The organism is Massilia genomosp. 1, from assembly GCF_011682185.1.
Taxonomy (GTDB): domain Bacteria; phylum Pseudomonadota; class Gammaproteobacteria; order Burkholderiales; family Burkholderiaceae_D; genus Telluria_A; species Telluria_A rubra.
The window spans coordinates 1-16,007 of record NZ_WHJF01000010.1 but is presented as its reverse complement, the minus strand read 5'-3'; the positions used below and the strand labels follow the sequence as shown (position 1 = coordinate 16,007).

Here is a 16,007-nt window from a genome sequence, read left to right as displayed (position 1 = left end):
TGTCAACCTTTCGGGGCGGCGGGGGCCGCCGGCGCCGTGTCGGCGGTGGCGGTGGCGGCCGGCTCGCTGAGCTTGACCTGGCTGCCCGGCTTGACCGCGTCCAGCCTGGCGGTGATCACGCGCGCGCCCGGTTCGATGCCTTCGGTCACTTCGACCATGCCTTCATCCTCGTTGCGCAGGCCCAGGGTGACCGGGCGCGACACCACCTTGCCGGCTTCGACCACGTAGACCACGTCCTTTTCCTTGTCCTTGCGCAGGGCCGCGAACGGCAGCAGCGGGCGCACGGCCGACTTTTGCGTGGTGATCGATCCCTTGGCGAACATGCCGCCGCGCAGGGCGCCGTCGGCATTGTCGACACTGATATAGACCAGCATCGCGCGCGAACCGGTTTCGGTGGTCGGGTTGATGCGCGTCACCTTGCCGGCAAAGGTGCGGGCCGGATAGCCGTCGACCCGGAAGTGTACTTCATGGCCGATTTTTACACGCGGAATGTCGGAGGCCGGCACCTGCGCCTCCAGCGTCAATTGGCGCAGGTTGACGATGGAAAACGCCGCCATGTCGGGCGAGAGCTTGTCGCCGGCCTGCACGTGGCGCTTGCTGACCACCCCGGCCAGCGGCGCGCGGATGACGGTGTCGTTCAAGGCGATGCGCGCCAGGTCGACCTGGGCCTGGGCCGCGCGCACGCTGGCGCGCGCCAGCGCCACGCTGTTGTCGGTGGTGTCGTAAGCGTTTTGCGAAATGTATTTTTGCGCCAGCAAAGCGCCGCTGTTGGCATTGTTCTTGGTGGCCATCGACAGGCGCGCGCTGGCCTCGTCGAGCGCGGCTTGCTGCTGCGCCAGGCGCGCTTTCTGGTCGGCCTGGTCGAGGCGCGCCAGGACTTGCCCGGCGCTCACGTTCATGCCTTCCTGCACGGTCGTTTCCAGCACCTGGCCGGAGACCTTGGACTTGACGGTGGCCTGGGTCAGCGGCGCCAGCGAGCCGGACAGCGGCATGTTGACGCTCAGGGCGGCGCTAGCAACCGCCGCCACGTCGGCCCGCGCCAGTTCGTATACCGGCTCCGCCTTGGCGGCCGCCAAGGCCTCCTGTTTCGCGGTGGCCCCGGCCGGCTTGGGGCCGGCCAGGGCGAACCAGGCGCCGGCGCTGGCGGCGACGACCAGCACGCCGAGCGCGGGGGCGCGCCAGCGTGGCTTGCGAAGGGGAATCTGGGCCGGCGCGCTGGGCAAGGTCTCGAGTTTCATGGTGGCGTGGTCTTCTTCTGGTCGGACGGGTGGCTGGAGGCGATTCGGGAGCGCCGCCGCTCCGTCCTGGGTGCAGGATGGAGGCAGGTGCGCATATTGTCACTATAGAAAATGCGCGTACCGCGCGCACGCCGAATGCGACAGAGCGCCGTTCCGGCACGATGAACTGCAAAAAAACCCGACAAAGCGCAAATTTTGCTAGTAAGAAACAATTCTCCCGGCCTTGGCTTTGCGTGCGCGCAAACGGAACCGAACCCGCGTGGTCAGAATGGGTCTAACTATTGATTCACGATACGGACCGGCCAGCCGCCGGCCTTGGCCAATGAGATGAAGGGATTACCGTGAGTGCTAACAAACCTGCCGAAGCGGGCAGTATCGAACCGGAAGGACCAGGGCGCGACGCGCTCGACGTCCTGTACCGCTTCGTCGCTGCCCTTGAACTGGCGCCGACGGTGGCCGTGCACAGCACCGACCGCAACGGCATCGTGCGCTACTGGAACCATACCTGCGCCGACGTGTTCGGCATCAGCGCGGCCGACGCGGTCGGGCGGCCCCTGACCAGCCTGGCCTCGCACCTGGACCGCGAAGAAGACTTCCGCAACACGCTCGAGACTGTATGGAAGACCGGCCGCACGGCGCCGCCGCGCGACTGGCACATCCGGCGCGAGGACGGTACCGAGCGCTGGCTGTACTCGACCTACTTCCCGGTGCTGCGCGATGGCGTGACGCAGCAGCTGTTCTGCATGGAAGTCGACATCAGCAAGCGCAAGGTCGATGAAGCGAGCCTGGTCGAGGCGGGCGCCAACTTCCGCCAGTTGTTCGAACGCTCGACCGACGCCATCGTGCTCAAGGGCAACGGCATCGTCGACGCCAACCCGGCCGCCGTGGCGCTGTTCCGCTGCGGCGGCAAGCAAGACATCGTCGGCAAGACCCTGCTCGATTTTTCGCCCGCGGTGCAGGCCACCGGCGAAACCTCGGTGGTGGCCGACGCCGCCCTGACGGCGCGCGCTTTCATCGATGGCAACTATCGCTACGAGTGGGAATTTTGCCTGGCGGACGGCACCCATATCTGGGCCGAAGTGCTGCTCACCTCGGTCACCCTGGACCACGAATTCCTGTCCTACGCGGTGCTGCGCGACATTTCCCCGCGCAAGGCGGCCGAGCATGCGCTGGCCATGGCGGCGCGCGTGTTCGAAAATTCGCGCGACGCCATCCTGATCACCGACCGCCATTACCGGGTCATTGCCGTGAACCACGCTTTCACCGTGCTGACCGGCATCGAGGCGGGCGAGGTGATGGGCGGCGAAGTGCCGGGCTTGCATTCGGGCATGCACGCAACCTCGTTCTACCAGCAGATCTGGGATTTTGTCGCCGTCCACGACCACTGGGAAGGCGAGGTCTGCTGCGTGCGACGCGGCGATGAAGATTACCCGGTGTGGGTGGCGGTCACGGCGATCCGCGACAGCGTCGAGCAGGTCTCCAATTACATGGCGATCATGAGCGACATCACCGAGCGCAAGCGGGCCGAGGAACAGACCCGCCACCTGGCCGAGCACGACTTCCTGACCGACCTGCCGAACCGCGTGCTGTTCCTCGACCGCCTGCAGCAGGCGCTGGTGTCGGCGCGGCGCCAGCACAACAAGGTGGCGGTCATGTTCCTCGACCTGGACCGCTTCAAGGGCATCAACGACAGTTTCGGCCACCACGTGGGCGACGCCGTGCTCAAGGAAGTGGCCACGCGCCTGACCGGCTGCGTGCGCGGGGTCGATACGGTCAGCCGCCAGGGCGGCGACGAGTTCGTGGTGATCCTGGCCGACATCGGCGGGGTCGACCAGGCCGCCCACGTGGCCACCAGCGTCATGCGCGCGGTGGCGCAGCCGGTGCGCGGCAATGGCCACACGATCAGCCTGTCGGTCTCGATCGGCATCGCGATCTGCCCGGACGACGGGCTCGACGTCGATACCCTGCTGCGGCATGCCGACGTGGCCATGTATCACGCCAAGCAGAACGGGCGCAACGCCTTCAGTTTTTTCAACGCCGAGATGAACGCGCATGTCATCGAGCGGGTCCAGATCGAGAACGAATTGCGGCACGCGCTGTCGAACCAGGAGTTCTTCCTGGAATACCAGCCCGAGGTCAACATCGCCAGCGGCCTGACCATCGGCGTCGAAGCGCTGTTGCGCTGGCGTCATCCGCAGCGCGGGCTGCTCATGCCGCACCAGTTCATCCCGGTGGCCGAAGAATGCGGGCTGATGGTGCCGATCGGCGAGTGGGTGCTGCGCCAGGCCTGTTCGCAGGCGCGCGCGTGGCGCGATGAAGGCTGCCCGGTGGTGGTGGCGGTCAATCTGTCCGGCGCGCAGTTCCTGCACGGCGGGCTGGTACACAGCGTCGATGAAGCGCTGCGCCTGTCCGGGCTGGCGCCCGAGTTCCTCGACCTGGAAATCACCGAAAGCGTCATCATGCGCGGCGACGAGGCGACCGCGGCCACCGTCGCCGCCCTGCGCGGGCGCGGGGTGCAGCTGACGATCGACGACTTCGGCACCGGCTATTCGAGCCTGAACTTCTTGCGCCGCTACCCGCTGACCAAGCTCAAGATCGACCGCTCGTTCGTGGACGAGATTCCGCAGGACGATACCACGGCCACCCTGATCCCGGCCATCATCGCGGTGGCGCGCAGCCTCAAGCTGCGCGTGATCGCCGAGGGGGTCGAGACGGCCGAGCAGCTGATGTTTTTACAGCAGCACGGCTGCGACGATTACCAGGGCTTTTACGCCAGCATGGCCTCGACCGAGCCGGACCTCAAGCCGCGCCCCCGTTAAGCCCCGCGCGGGCCGTCGAACAGGCGGATGCGCGCCAGCACCTGGCCGTGGTCGGACGCCTCGGGCAGTTCCAGCACCACGTGGTCGTTCAGGTAGACCACGTCCACCACGTCGCCGATGGCGTTGGGCAAGGATGCGTTGAATTCTTCCGACACCAGGATGTGGTCGATGGTCGTGTAGTGGCTGTCGTGCAAGATGGAAAAGCCCACGTGGCGCAGATGGTCTTGCCGTTGCTGCAACTGGTAGGCGTCGAACATGCGCTCGCCCAGAGTGTTGCCGTTACCCAGCACGAGCATGGTGCTCACCGCGTCGGCCACGTCATTAAAGTCGCCCAGCACCACGCGCGGACGGCGGTTTTCTTTGGCTAATTGACTCAACAACACGCGCAGGGCGGCGGCCTCGGTGCCGCGCCGGATCAGCGAGCGCAGGCAGGCCAGCGCGTACAGTTGCGCATCGTCGCTGTTGGCGCCGCTGCTGTTGCCGGTGTTGTAGTCGGGCCGCTTGGACTTGAGGTGTACCACCACCACATCGACCGTACAGTCGGGCGAGACGATCACCGGCGCATGGATCACGGCGCGCGAAAAGCGGTCGGCCTCGCGGCTGCCGGGCGGCAGCGCCACGCCCTCGGGAAACGCCAGGTGTGCCACGCCGGGCGCGGCCAGCGGCAGGCGCGACACCAGCGCCACGCTCGGCGTGAGGCGTTCGGCGGCCGGATCGGGATCGAAGCCGACATGGACGGCGTCGCGGTAGCGGCGGGTGCGCGCCAGCGCGGCAAGCAGGGCGGCCTGCGAAAAAATCTCCTGGAAACCGATCACGTCGGCGTCGAGCAGGTCGATCTGGCGCGCGGTCCAGTCCAGCTTGGCCTCGTACTCCGCCGGGGTGGTGGGCAAGAGATTGTCGTACAGCTTCACGCCCGGTGGGGCGAGGTTGTACAGGTTAAACGTGGCAAAGCGAATTTCTTGCTGCATAATAAGAAACTCCTCATTGAACGTTGAGCGTATCACGCATGGCCAAGAAAGAGCATATTTCCGAAACCCCGGCGACGCAGTTCCTGCGCAAGCACCGGGTCGATTTCTCGGAACACCCGTATCCGTATGAAGAACATGGCGGCACCTCGGTGTCGGCGCGCGAGCTTGGCGTGCCCGAACATGCGGTGGTCAAGACCTTGGTGATGCAGGACGAGGCGGCCAGGCCGCTGATCGTGCTGATGCACGGCGACTGCAAGGTCTCGACCAAGAACCTGGCGCGCGCGATTCCCTGCAAGTCGGTCGAGCCGTGCAAGCCGGAGGTGGCGCAGCGCCATTCCGGTTACCAGATCGGCGGCACCTCGCCATTCGGCACCCGGAAGGCCTTGCCGGTGTATGTGGAGCAAGGCATCCTGGCGCTCGACAAGATCTATATCAATGGCGGCCGGCGCGGCTATCTGGTCGGCATCGCGCCGCAGGTGCTGGTGGCGCTGCTGGCGGCGCGGCCGGTGCTGTGCGCGCTGGAAGAATAGGCCGATACTGCGTCATGGCCGGCCGCACCCGGCAATGGAATACTGTCATTATTGGCGTTGCTGCGCGCCACCATCGTTGTGAAAATGTCCAATTCTCACAAAGATACGTGGTTTTATTGCAAATAGTTCATGGAAATGTGAAAAATCGCGTGCTCAAACGTTAGCACGGTCCAGTCCGGCAGGATAATACGCACCCAAGTTGCATATATATAGATCCTGAAACGCTGAACCGGAGTTGATATGAGACGTCTGTTGAACTACCTGGCAATCCTTGCCCTCACCAGCGGGGTGTTGACCGCATGCGGCGATAACACCGGCGCATCCGGCCCCGGCCGCGCAGCCGGGGCGGACACGCCGCCGCCTGTCGTCAGCGCCGCTGGCGCCGCTGCTCCCGATGTCGCAGTGGCCGGCGTGATGAGCGGAGGCGGCGCCAACGTCGCCGACACCGCTGCCAACGCCACCGCCGAGCCTGGCGTCGCCCCGATCGCCAACGCCACCACCATGGGCGTGGCCGCCGCTGCCTCGACCACGCAATGGACATTTTGCGCCAACGAAAACAGCAGTTGCGTTTTCAATGGCAACCAGACCGTGCGCTATGGCGCGGGCGAGCGCTTCGTCAGCAAGACGCTTGGCTGGGGCGCCGCGTGCAACAGCGCCACCTTCGGCGATCCGGCGCCGGGCGTAGCCAAGCATTGCGACGTCACCAGCGCCTGGAAAGCGTGCAGCGTCGAGGGCGCCCAGTGTACCTTTACCGATACGCGCACCGTGCGCTTCGGTTCCGGCACCAGCTTCATGAGCAAGACGGCGACCGGCGGCGTCGCTTGCAACAGCAATGTCTTCGGCGATCCGACGCCAGGCATCGCCAAGCGCTGCGACAGCGCCCCCGTCACATGGACCTTGTGCGCCACCGAAGGCGGCCGCTGCAATTTCAGCGGCACCAATGCGGTGCTGTTCGGGGCGGAGGGCAAGTATTACACCTATACCAAGACCGATGGCGTCGATTGCGCCGTGGGTCCCGCCATGGCCAACCCGGCCCCGGGCCTGGTGAAAAACTGCTATATCCCCGGCGCACCGCTTGCCGACGCCACGCCACCTGTTGTCGGCGATCCACGCATCGGCAGCATCGAGCTGGCGCAATCGCAGCTGTTCGACAGCAGCGACAGCGCCCTGATCCTGATTAACAGCAAGGCGGTGATGGTCAAGGTCAACGCCCTGAGCAACAATCCAGCGCTGGCCAAGCCGGACGGCAAAATCCAGGTCAAGGATGCGAACGGCAATGTGCTGCGCGAGATCGCCTTGAGCAAACCTGCCGGTGCGCTGCCTGCCAGCGTGCCCGTCGTGCCCGACAGGAACACCTCGTACATCGGCATCGTGCCCGCCGAGCTGGTGCGTCCCGGCCTGCGCCTGAGCGTGGTCCTGTCGAATGGCCAGAGCATGACCATCAATCCAAGGGTGGGCGGCGGCGTGCCGATGGACCTGATCGTGATTCCGGTCCAGATCGGCAGCTCGGTCGGCAAGGTCGTCAGCAATCTGCGCGACTTCGTGCAGGACCGCATTCCGGTGTCGGCCGTGAACCAGAGCGGCCGCGCGCCGTATGTCTCGTCGCGCGTGACCCGCCTGCCTGCCACCGAGGCCGAATGGCGTACCGCGTTCGGCAAGATCCTGGGCGAAATCGGCGATTTGCACCGCCTGGAAGGCGCCAACAATCGCCAGCATTACTTCGGCATCATTCCGAAAGCCAGTTACGGCCTGGCCGGCCTGGCCTATGTGCCGGGCAATGCCGGCGTGGCCGCCGATATTCCGTCGATGAGCGAAGACGGCTTGCGCGGCACCGTCGTCCACGAACTGGGCCACAACTACCGCCTGAACCACGCCGCTTGCGGCGGCGCCGGCTCGCCGGACCCGAAGTATCCCTACCCGAACGCGCAACTGGGCACGGGCAACCATTACACCTGGGGTTATCTGTTCAGCCGTGGGGCGTTCTTCGATCCGCGCAGCCCGAATCTCCATGACATCATGAGTTATTGCGGAGGCAGCACCTTTTCGGACTACAACACCCATTTGATGCAGGCATTCCTGACCCCGGCCGACGCGCTCAGGACGTCGGCGGTGAGCGCCGCAGCGCAGGACCTGGTGCTGATCAGCGGCCAGATCAGCGGCGACAAGGCAAGCCTGTCGCCACTGAAATCGTTCGTCGGCCGTGCCAGCCTGCCGGCCATGGGCGAGTACACCTTGCGCATCGTGACCGGCAAAGGCACGCTCGCGTATCCGTTCGCCACCCTGGTGGTCGACCATGCCGACGAAGCGGCAGCGCACAACTTCAGCTTCGCGATTCCGAATCCGGGTCCGATCGTCAGTATCTCGGTGCTCAAGGGCATGGCCAAGCTGATGCAGGCGAGCGCCCGTCCGGTTCCGGAAAACAGTGCCCAGGGCCAGGCAGCGCTGGTGCGGGTGCGCGAGCAAGCCGGCACGGTGCAACTGAACTGGGATCGCGCGAGCTATCCCTACCTGACCGTGACCGTGGTCAACGATGCCGGGCGCTCGACCCTGGCGCAGGATCTGCAAGGGGGGAGCGCGGTCTTGTCGCTGGGTCCCTTGCCGGCCGGTGGCGCGTTCGAATTGAGCCTGTCCGATGGCGTCAATTCGGTGCTCGTCAAGCAGCCGCGCGCCAGCGGGGCCGAGTAAGGGGCGATTAAGCCCTCGTCACAGAAAACGGCCCGCAAGGGCCGTTTTGCTTTTGCATGTCGAGCGACGAGCTAGCGGTGCTGGCGCAGGCGACAAGACGCTGTTGATGCAGGACGAGGCGGCCAAGGCGCCGATCGTGCCGATGCACGGCGACCGCAAGGCTTCGACCGGGAACCTGGCCCGGCCCGTCAGGAGTATCTGTACGAACTGCCGTTGAAGCCATCAAAGCCTTTTCCCTTGAATACCATCGGGCCGTCCATGGTGACGAGCACGCGCTCGCCGTCCCACTGCAGCCAAGGCGTATTCTCGCTGCCCGGCTCCGAGGTCTGGCCCGACGGCCCCAGCGAAATCTGGTCGCCGTCGATCATCGCCGTGCCGATCACGTAGGTGTACACGCTGCTGCTCGTGGCCGCCTTGCTGCCGTTGAAGTCGAAGGCGCATTCAACCACTTGCTCGCCGTACTCCATGCGCATGATAGGCTTGAGCGAGGCCACCGACACCGAGCCATTGCCCACCGCCGAGTAGACGCTGAACACCAGCGCCACGCGTCCGCCCGAGAGCTGGGCGAGGGCCGGATTGACCTCGACCGTTTCGGTGGCCGGCTGCTTGGCGGAGGCCACCTGGACGTCGCCCATGTGATGCACGTAGGGCGCCTTGTCGAAGGCGCCGGCGCGGTCGGGGGCGGTGATGAAGTTCATGCGGCCGTCGGGCAGCAGCACGCCGACGCGCAGGTCGAGGTCGTCGTTGTTGCTATTGCTGTCGCCGTTGTCCCGCCAGGTGGCGCGCACCACCAGTTTTTTGGGCGCGCCCGCGCCTTTGACCAGCGAGACCACATGCCGTTCGCCGGGCTTGGTCAGGGTGACCTTGGACAGCGACACCTTGGGCGCGGCGGGCGCCGGCGCCGGTGCGGGTGCAGCCGGCGCCTTGGCGCCGGTATCTTCCGCGCCGCCGTAATGGGCGAGCAGGGCCGACAGGCCGCCGGCAAAGCCCTGGCCCACGGCGCCGTAGCGCCAGGCGCCGTCGCGCAGGTACAGTTCGCCCACGATGACCGCTTTTTCGGTGTCGAAGTCGGCGCCGGAAAAACCGAAGCGCGCCGTGCCCAGGGTCATCGCGCTGTGCCCGAGGCGCTTCATGTTGCCCTCGCCGTCGATCGAGGCGGCGAACACCAGGCGCTCGATGGTCGCCGGCAGTTTGGCCAGGTCGATGGCGAAGATGCTGGCGTCGCCGCGCGTGTCGTACCTGACGGCATCGGCCGGGCTGGCCTTCTGGTTAAAGAAGATCATGAAGCGCTCGTCCGACAGGCGGCTGTTGGCGTCCAGCCCGAAGCAAGCAACGTCGATCACCAGCCCGGCCGGCGCCATCTCCACCGTCACGTTGAAGGGGCCGGAGCAGCCTATGTCGGCCAGCTTCCCTTTTTGCCCGCGTCCTATCTCGTTCATGTTCATCCTCAAAAAGTGGTAACGCGAACGGTCAGCACACGCCGCGTGCGGGAATTATAGCGTGCAAAGAAGCCAATATTGCACGGATCGTCGTTTCTTTTGCGCAATAGGCATGCGCTCCGTGCAGCGTCCCGCTGTCGCTGCGCGCCAACTGTTGACGGGGTGGAAGCGATGCCGGCGCGGGCATGCGTTGCGGCCGGGGTAATCGGGCCGCGACTATGGTGTATATTCACGCCCGGCGCGTGGCGCCTGTTCACAACACGAGAGACAATCATGAATACAGCAATTTTCGCCATCGTCGCCTACCTGATCGGCTCGATTTCCTTCGCCGTGGTGATGAGCCGCGTGTATGGCCTGTCCGATCCGCGCACCTACGGTTCCAAAAACCCGGGCGCGACCAACGTGCTGCGCAGCGGCAACAAGGGCGCGGCGATCGCCACCCTGATCGGCGACGCCGCCAAGGGCTGGTTCGCGGTATGGCTGGCGATTTTGCTGGCGCCCAAGTTTGGCGTGGGCACGGCCGGCATCGCGCTGGTGGCCATTGCGGTCTTCCTGGGGCACCTGTGGCCGGTGTTCTTCCGCTTCGTGGGCGGCAAGGGCGTGGCGACCGCGCTCGGCGTGCTGCTCGGGATCAACATCTGGCTGGGCCTGGCGACCGCGCTGGTGTGGCTGGCGGTGGCTTACACCTTCCGTTATTCGTCGCTGGCGGCGCTGGTGGCATCGGTGTTCGCACCGCTGTATGTCGGGGTCATGTTCGGCATCAACGAACTGTTTTTCGCCGTCGTGGCGATGAGTTCGCTGCTGCTGTACCGCCACAACCAGAACATCGCGAACTTGATGGCCGGCAAGGAAAGCAAGATCGGCAGCAAATCGGGCGAGGCCAAAAAATAGGGTGTGCATGTCGCTTGCGTCGCTTGGCGCTAGAATGGAACGCCCGACTGACTGGAGCCCCTGGTGACCAAGCTGAAAATTGATTTTGTATCCGATATCTCCTGCCCCTGGTGCGTGATTGGCCTCAAGTCGCTGGAACAGGCGATTGGCCGCCTGGACGGCGTGGCCAGCGCCGAACTGCACTTCCAACCGTTTGAACTCAATCCGCGCATGGTCGCCGAAGGCCAGGATATCGGCGAACACCTGACCGAAAAATACGGCGCCACGCCGGAGCAGGGCGCGCAGACGCGCGAGATGATCCGCGCGCGCGGGGCCGAGCTGGGCTTTACCTTCGACATGGATGCGCGCAGCCGCATCTACAACACCTTCGACGCGCACCGTTTGCTGCACTGGGCCGAGCAGCAGGGGCGCCAGCGCGAACTGAAAATGGCCTTGTTCGAAGCTTACTTCAGCAAGGGCGACAGCCCTGGCGACCATGCCGTGCTGGCCCGCGTGGCGGGCGAAGCGGGCCTGGACGCGGCGGCGGCGGCCGAGGTGCTCGCCAGCGGCGCCTACGCCGCCGAGGTGCGCGAGCGCGAGCAGTTCTACCAGCAGCAAGGCATCCATTCGGTGCCGGCGATCATCATCAACGACCGGCATCTGATTTCCGGCGGACAGCCGCCGGAAGTGTTCGAGCAGGCGCTGCGCCAGATCGCGGCCGAATCCACAGACCACCTCACGTCAACGGAGCAATAAGATGCCAACAGCCAGCTGGAACGGCGCCGTGATCGCCGAAGCATCGGATGAGCAGGTGCAGATCGTTGAAAACAATGTGTATTTCCCGATGTCGGCGGTGAAGCAAGACTATCTGCAGCCGAGCGCGACCGAGACCAAGTGCCCGTGGAAGGGGACGGCGAACTATTTCAGTTTGCTGGTCGATGGTCAAACCAATCGCGACGCGGTGTGGACCTACCGCGCGCCGTTCGATGCGGCCAGGCAGATTGCCGGGCATGTAGCGTTCTGGAAGGGTGTGACCGTTCAGCGTTGACCTGACAAGCCATCGGTTCCGGCATTGCCGGAACCGGCTTCCCGTTTTGCTGCGCCGTACACTAACGGTACACAAAACCGCCCATCCCGGCGCCTCTGGCCGTTCAATTCACTCTCCCTCACTCTCGTTTCCCGCTGGCACGCCACTTGCTGATGCTGTTGCTAACGGCGCAGGTCCGCGCCTCGCTTGCCAAACGAGGGAACCATGAGCACAGACCGCACCACCAAGCTGTCCCGCCGCACCCTGCTCAAGGCCGGCGCCGTCTCCTTGACCGGCCTTGCCGGCGGCGGCGTGTTCGCCGCCGGTTCCGACAAACCCGAAAAAGAAGAAATCAAGGTCGGCTTCATCCCCCTGAGCGACTGCGCCTCCGTGGTCATGGCCTCGGTGCTCGGCTTCGATAAAAAGTACGGCATCAAGATCATCCTGAGCAAGGAATCGTCCTGGGCCAGCGTCCGCGACAAACTGGTCAACGGCGAACTCGACGCCGCGCATGTGCTCTATGGCTTGCTGTATGGCGTCCAGATGGGCGTGGGCGGCGCCAAAAAGGACATGGCGGTGCTGATGAACCTGAACCACAAGGGCCAGGCCATCACCCTCTCCAAAAAAGTGGCCGACAAAGGCGGCGTGGACGGCGCCTCCCTCGCCAAACTGATGCAAGCGGACAAGCGCGAGTATGCCTTCGCCCAGACTTTTCCGACCGGCACCCACGCCATGTGGCTGTACTGGCTGGCCACCTACGGCATCAACCCGCTCAAGGATGCCAAGGTCGTCACCGTGCCGCAGCCGCAGATGGTGGGCAATATGCGGCTCGGCAATATGGACGGCTTTTGCGTGGGCGAGCCGTGGAACCACCGCGCCATCGTGGACCTGGGCTTGCTGGTGCTGCTGTGGCAGATTTTGTCGCTCAACAATAGCAGCTTTCCATCGCCCGCCGTCACCTTGGCCGAAGCGCTGCGCATGTTCGCCGACCCTTTCTACCGCAACGGCCCCAACGACCAGGGCATCGGCTGGAATATCCTGGCCTCGCTCAAGCGGGTGGCGCTCGGTTTCGGCTTGGCGGCGGCGGTCGGGATTCCGCTTGGCTTCCTGACCGGGCGTTTCGGCTTTCTGGCGGGCATGTTCAATCCGATCATCAGCTTGCTCAAGCCGGTCTCGCCGCTGGCCTGGCTGCCGATCGGCTTGCTGGTGTTCAAGTCGGCCGACCCGGCGGCGATCTGGTCGATTTTCATCTGCTCGATCTGGCCGATGATCGTCAACACCGCTAGCGGCGTGCGGCGCGTGCCGCAGGATTACATGAACGTGGCGCGCGTGCTGCAACTGTCGGAGTGGAAAATTTTCACAAAGATATTGCTGCCCTCGGCGCTGCCCCACATGCTGACCGGCGTGCGCCTGGTCACCGGCACCGCCTGGCTGGTGATCGTCGCGGCCGAGATGCTGACCGGCGGCGTGGGTATCGGCTTCTGGGTGTGGGATGAGTGGAACAAGCTGAACGTGCCGCACATCATCATCGCCATCGTCGTCATCGGCGTGGGCGGGCTGGTGCTCGAACTTGCCCTGGTGACGCTGGCCAAGGCCTTTACCTACGACGAAGCGGGGACCTGATATGAACAAGAAATTCATTGAAGTGCAGCACGCCGAGATGGTGTTCGACACCCGCAAGGGCCGCTTTCACGCGCTCAGCAACGTCAACCTGACGGTGGCGCAGGGCGAGTTCGTCACCCTGATCGGCCACTCGGGCTGCGGCAGGACCATCGCCCGAGCGCGGCGTGGTGTTCCAGAATCACGCGCTGTTGCCCTGGCTGGGCTGCTTCGAGAATGTGTACCTGGCGGTCGAGCGCGTGTTCGCGGGCAAGGAGTCGGGCAGCCAGATGCGCGAGCGCACCACGGCGGCGCTGGCGCTGGTGGGCCTGGGCGCGGCGGCCCGCAAGCGGCCGAATGACATCCCGGGCGGCATGAAGCAGCGCATCGGTATCGCCCGCGCGCTGTCGATCGAACCGAAGGTGCTGCTGATGGACGAGCCCTTCGGCGCGCTCGACGCCCTCACCCGCGCGCACCTGCAAGATGCATTGCTGCGCATCGTGGCCCGCACCGGTTCCACCGTGGTGATGGTGACCCACGACGTGGACGAGGCGGTGCTGCTGTCGGACCGCATCGTGATGATGAGCAACGGGCCGGCCGCCACCATCGGCGACATCGTGCGGGTAGCGCTGGCGCGGCCGCAGGCGGCGTAGGGCAACGGCGCAGCAGCCTGTCAGGCGATATCGAGCACGATCGGCTGATGGTCCGAGGCCGCCGTTTCCGACTGCACTTCCACCTCCGTCACGCGCTGCGCCAGATCGTTCGTGACGAAAAAGTAGTCGAAGCAATCGGCCCGCTCCGGCCACTTGAAGCCATGCAAGCCGGCGGTGGGCGCGCGCGCGATCTCCGGATGGCGCAGGCGCCAGGCGTCCACCAGCGGCAGCGCGATGCTGTCGTCGGGCGCGATCAATTCCTGGTAATCGGGCGAATCGGGCGTGAAGTTGAAGTCGCCGCAATAGATCGCGGAACCGGGGCGGAAACCGAGCTGGTAGGGCGAATCCATGCTCGGGTCCGGTTGAAAGATGCGCGCCCGTTCGCACGCTTCCCAGTGCAGATATTTAAGATGCCGCACCTGCGCCATGCGCTGCAGCGGCGAGTAATATTCCAGGTGCGTGGTCAGCACGCGCACCTTGCCGCCGGGGGCGTCGATGACGGCTTCGATCAGCCCGCGCGGCATGCCGGCCGGACTGTTCGGATCGGGCGGCCACGGCAGCAGGTAGCGGTGTACCTGGTTGATGCGGTATTTGGAGAGCAACATATTGCCGAACTGGCGCGGCAGGTTGTTCTGGTAGATTTCGCTGGTCGGTTCGATCACCGGCTGGTAGCCGCCGAAGGCGCCCGCCAACTGGCGGAACTGGTTGGATGTCGCGTTGCCTTCGAGCTCCGCATGATTTGAGGCAACTTCTTGCAGGCAAATCACATCGGGATTTAATTTGCGCAACACATCGATGATGGCGTGGATGCGGATCCTGCCATCCTTGCCGCAACCCCAGTGAATATTCCAGCTAACAACACGCATACAGCACCTCCGGAAAAACAGAACCGGGCGAGTGTGCCATTCTTTGGAAAAATACGGTACACGGTAGGATCGTCGTCCGCTGCGCGCGTGCGCCGCGCCGGTGTTGGTCAGACCACCTTGATCTCGTCGAGCGGCCAGCGCGGGCGCACATTGAAGCCGTAGTCGCGCGTGGCCGCGGCGGGGTTGATTTGCAGGCGCATGGCGCCGGCAAAGGCGATCATGGCGCCGTTATCGGTGCAAAATTCCAGCTCCGGATAGAACACGCGGAATTTCTTGGCCGACGCCGCCGCGTTGAGCGAGGCGCGCAGTTGCGAATTGGCGCCCACGCCGCCGGCGATCACCAGCCGTTTGAGGCCCGTATGGCGCAGCGCGCTGACGCACTTGGCGGTCAGCACATCGACGATGGCGTCGACGAAGCCGCGCGCGATGTTGGCCTTGTCCTGTTCGCAGATATTGGCGATGACTTTTTCTTGGTGGTTCTTCACCACCGTCAGCACCGCCGTTTTCAGGCCCGAGAAGCTGAAGTTGAAGTCTTTCGAGTGCAGCATGGGGCGCGGCAGCTTGTAGGCCAGCGGATCGCCGAATTCGGCCAGGCGCGAAATCGCCGGGCCGCCGGGGTAGCCCAGGCCGAGCAGCTTGGCCGACTTGTCGAACGCCTCGCCGGCCGCGTCGTCCAGGGTTTCGCCGAGCAGGGTGTACTGGCCGACGCCATCGACCCGCATCAGCTGCGTATGGCCGCCCGAAACGAGCAGCGCGATGAAGGGGAACTGCGGCGGATCGCTCGCCAGCAGCGGCGAGAGCAGGTGGCCTTCGAGGTGATGCACGCCGAGCACCGGCTTGTCGAGCGCCAGCGCGAGGCTGCACGCGATCGACGAGCCGACCAGCAGCGCACCGGCCAGGCCCGGGCCCTGGGTATAGGCGATGGCGTCGATGTCGGCCATGGCCACGCCGGCGCGCGCGAGGGTTTCTTCGAGCAGCGGGATGGCGCGCCGGATATGGTCGCGCGAGGCCAGTTCCGGCACCACGCCGCCGTACTCCTCGTGCATGGCGACCTGCGAATGCAGGGCGTGGGAGAGCAAGCCGCGTTGCGTGTCGTACAACGCAAGGCCGGTTTCATCGCAGGAGGATTCAACGCCGAGAACAATCATGGAGGGTACGGAAGATAAGAGGGAATGCGCCATTGTAAAGCACTGCCCCGTCGTTCCCGCCTGCGCGGGAACGCCGGGGGTGAGGGGGGGGCTTAAGGGCGCAGCCGCCGCGCCGCCGGGGGGGGCGCGCGCAAGTGATGCGGTGCATGCCAGTGCGTGGAGCCC

12 protein-coding genes and 2 pseudogenes are annotated in these 16,007 nt (G+C 65.1%); 9 read left to right on the top strand and 5 right to left on the bottom strand.

Translation table 11 applies throughout. The features are described from left to right. Positions 1-2: 2 nt before the first annotated feature. Positions 3-1,238 (bottom strand): efflux RND transporter periplasmic adaptor subunit, encoded by a 1,236-nt coding sequence (locus tag F1735_RS05705; RefSeq protein WP_167236030.1) that lies wholly within the window; start codon positions 1,236-1,238, stop codon positions 3-5. A gap of 341 nt (positions 1,239-1,579) precedes the next feature. Between F1735_RS05705 and F1735_RS05700 the strand changes: the two genes are divergently transcribed. Beyond that, positions 1,580-4,057 (top strand): sensor domain-containing protein, encoded by a 2,478-nt coding sequence (locus F1735_RS05700; protein WP_167236029.1) that lies wholly within the window; start codon positions 1,580-1,582, stop codon positions 4,055-4,057. Here the strand turns inward: F1735_RS05700 and F1735_RS05695 are convergent. Continuing rightward, entirely contained in the window at positions 4,054-5,025 is a 972-nt protein-coding gene (locus F1735_RS05695) for an endonuclease/exonuclease/phosphatase family protein (protein WP_167236028.1), read from the bottom strand. The genes F1735_RS05700 and F1735_RS05695 overlap by 4 nt on opposite strands. Before the next feature lie 38 nt (positions 5,026-5,063). Here F1735_RS05695 and F1735_RS05690 point away from each other — a divergent pair, with 38 nt between their 5' ends. Together F1735_RS05690 and F1735_RS05685 are read left to right on the top strand one after the other, a co-directional pair. Then, positions 5,064-5,555, top strand: a complete 492-nt coding sequence (locus F1735_RS05690; RefSeq protein WP_167236095.1) for an aminoacyl-tRNA deacylase — start codon at positions 5,064-5,066, stop codon at positions 5,553-5,555. Between the two features lie 240 nt (positions 5,556-5,795). Beyond that, entirely contained in the window at positions 5,796-8,240 is a 2,445-nt protein-coding gene (locus F1735_RS05685) for a M66 family metalloprotease (protein ID WP_167236027.1), read from the top strand. A 188-nt stretch (positions 8,241-8,428) separates the two neighbouring features. On the opposite strand, the gene F1735_RS05675 is transcribed toward F1735_RS05685, so the two are convergent. Next, positions 8,429-9,679: a TerD family protein gene (locus tag F1735_RS05675; RefSeq protein ID WP_167236026.1), complete on the bottom strand. Its 1,251-nt coding sequence runs from the start codon at positions 9,677-9,679 to the stop codon at positions 8,429-8,431. 273 nt (positions 9,680-9,952) lie between these two features. Here F1735_RS05675 and plsY point away from each other — a divergent pair, with 273 nt between their 5' ends. The 6 genes and pseudogenes from plsY to F1735_RS05650 form a co-directional block, all read left to right on the top strand. After that, positions 9,953-10,570 (top strand): glycerol-3-phosphate 1-O-acyltransferase PlsY, encoded by a 618-nt coding sequence (gene plsY / locus F1735_RS05670; RefSeq protein WP_167236025.1) that lies wholly within the window; start codon positions 9,953-9,955, stop codon positions 10,568-10,570. Positions 10,571-10,630: 60 nt separating this feature from the next. Next, complete coding sequence (locus F1735_RS05665; RefSeq protein WP_167236094.1) at positions 10,631-11,305, top strand: DsbA family oxidoreductase; 675 nt, start codon at positions 10,631-10,633, stop codon at positions 11,303-11,305. 1 nt (position 11,306) lies between these two features. Continuing rightward, positions 11,307-11,597: a DUF427 domain-containing protein gene (locus tag F1735_RS05660; RefSeq protein ID WP_167236024.1), complete on the top strand. Its 291-nt coding sequence runs from the start codon at positions 11,307-11,309 to the stop codon at positions 11,595-11,597. A gap of 204 nt (positions 11,598-11,801) precedes the next feature. Then, positions 11,802-12,449 (top strand): annotated as a pseudogene (locus F1735_RS36365) (CmpA/NrtA family ABC transporter substrate-binding protein); the annotation flags it as partial. Then, the gene (ntrB, locus tag F1735_RS35480) at positions 12,429-13,199 is read left to right on the top strand and encodes a nitrate ABC transporter permease (RefSeq protein WP_373888479.1); all 771 of its coding nucleotides are present in this window, start codon (positions 12,429-12,431) and stop codon (positions 13,197-13,199) included. The pseudogene F1735_RS36365 and the gene ntrB, both read left to right, overlap by 21 nt. A gap of 1 nt (position 13,200) precedes the next feature. Beyond that, positions 13,201-13,819: pseudogene (locus F1735_RS05650) on the top strand (ABC transporter ATP-binding protein); the annotation flags it as partial. 29 nt (positions 13,820-13,848) lie between these two features. Here F1735_RS05650 and F1735_RS05645 read toward each other — a convergent pair. Both F1735_RS05645 and tsaD read right to left on the bottom strand, forming a co-directional pair. Beyond that, positions 13,849-14,694: an endonuclease/exonuclease/phosphatase family protein gene (locus F1735_RS05645; protein ID WP_167236022.1), complete on the bottom strand. Its 846-nt coding sequence runs from the start codon at positions 14,692-14,694 to the stop codon at positions 13,849-13,851. A 107-nt stretch (positions 14,695-14,801) separates the two neighbouring features. Further along, the gene (gene tsaD / locus F1735_RS05640; RefSeq protein ID WP_167236021.1) at positions 14,802-15,842 is read right to left on the bottom strand and encodes a tRNA (adenosine(37)-N6)-threonylcarbamoyltransferase complex transferase subunit TsaD; all 1,041 of its coding nucleotides are present in this window, start codon (positions 15,840-15,842) and stop codon (positions 14,802-14,804) included. Between the last annotated feature and the right edge of the window lie 165 nt (positions 15,843-16,007).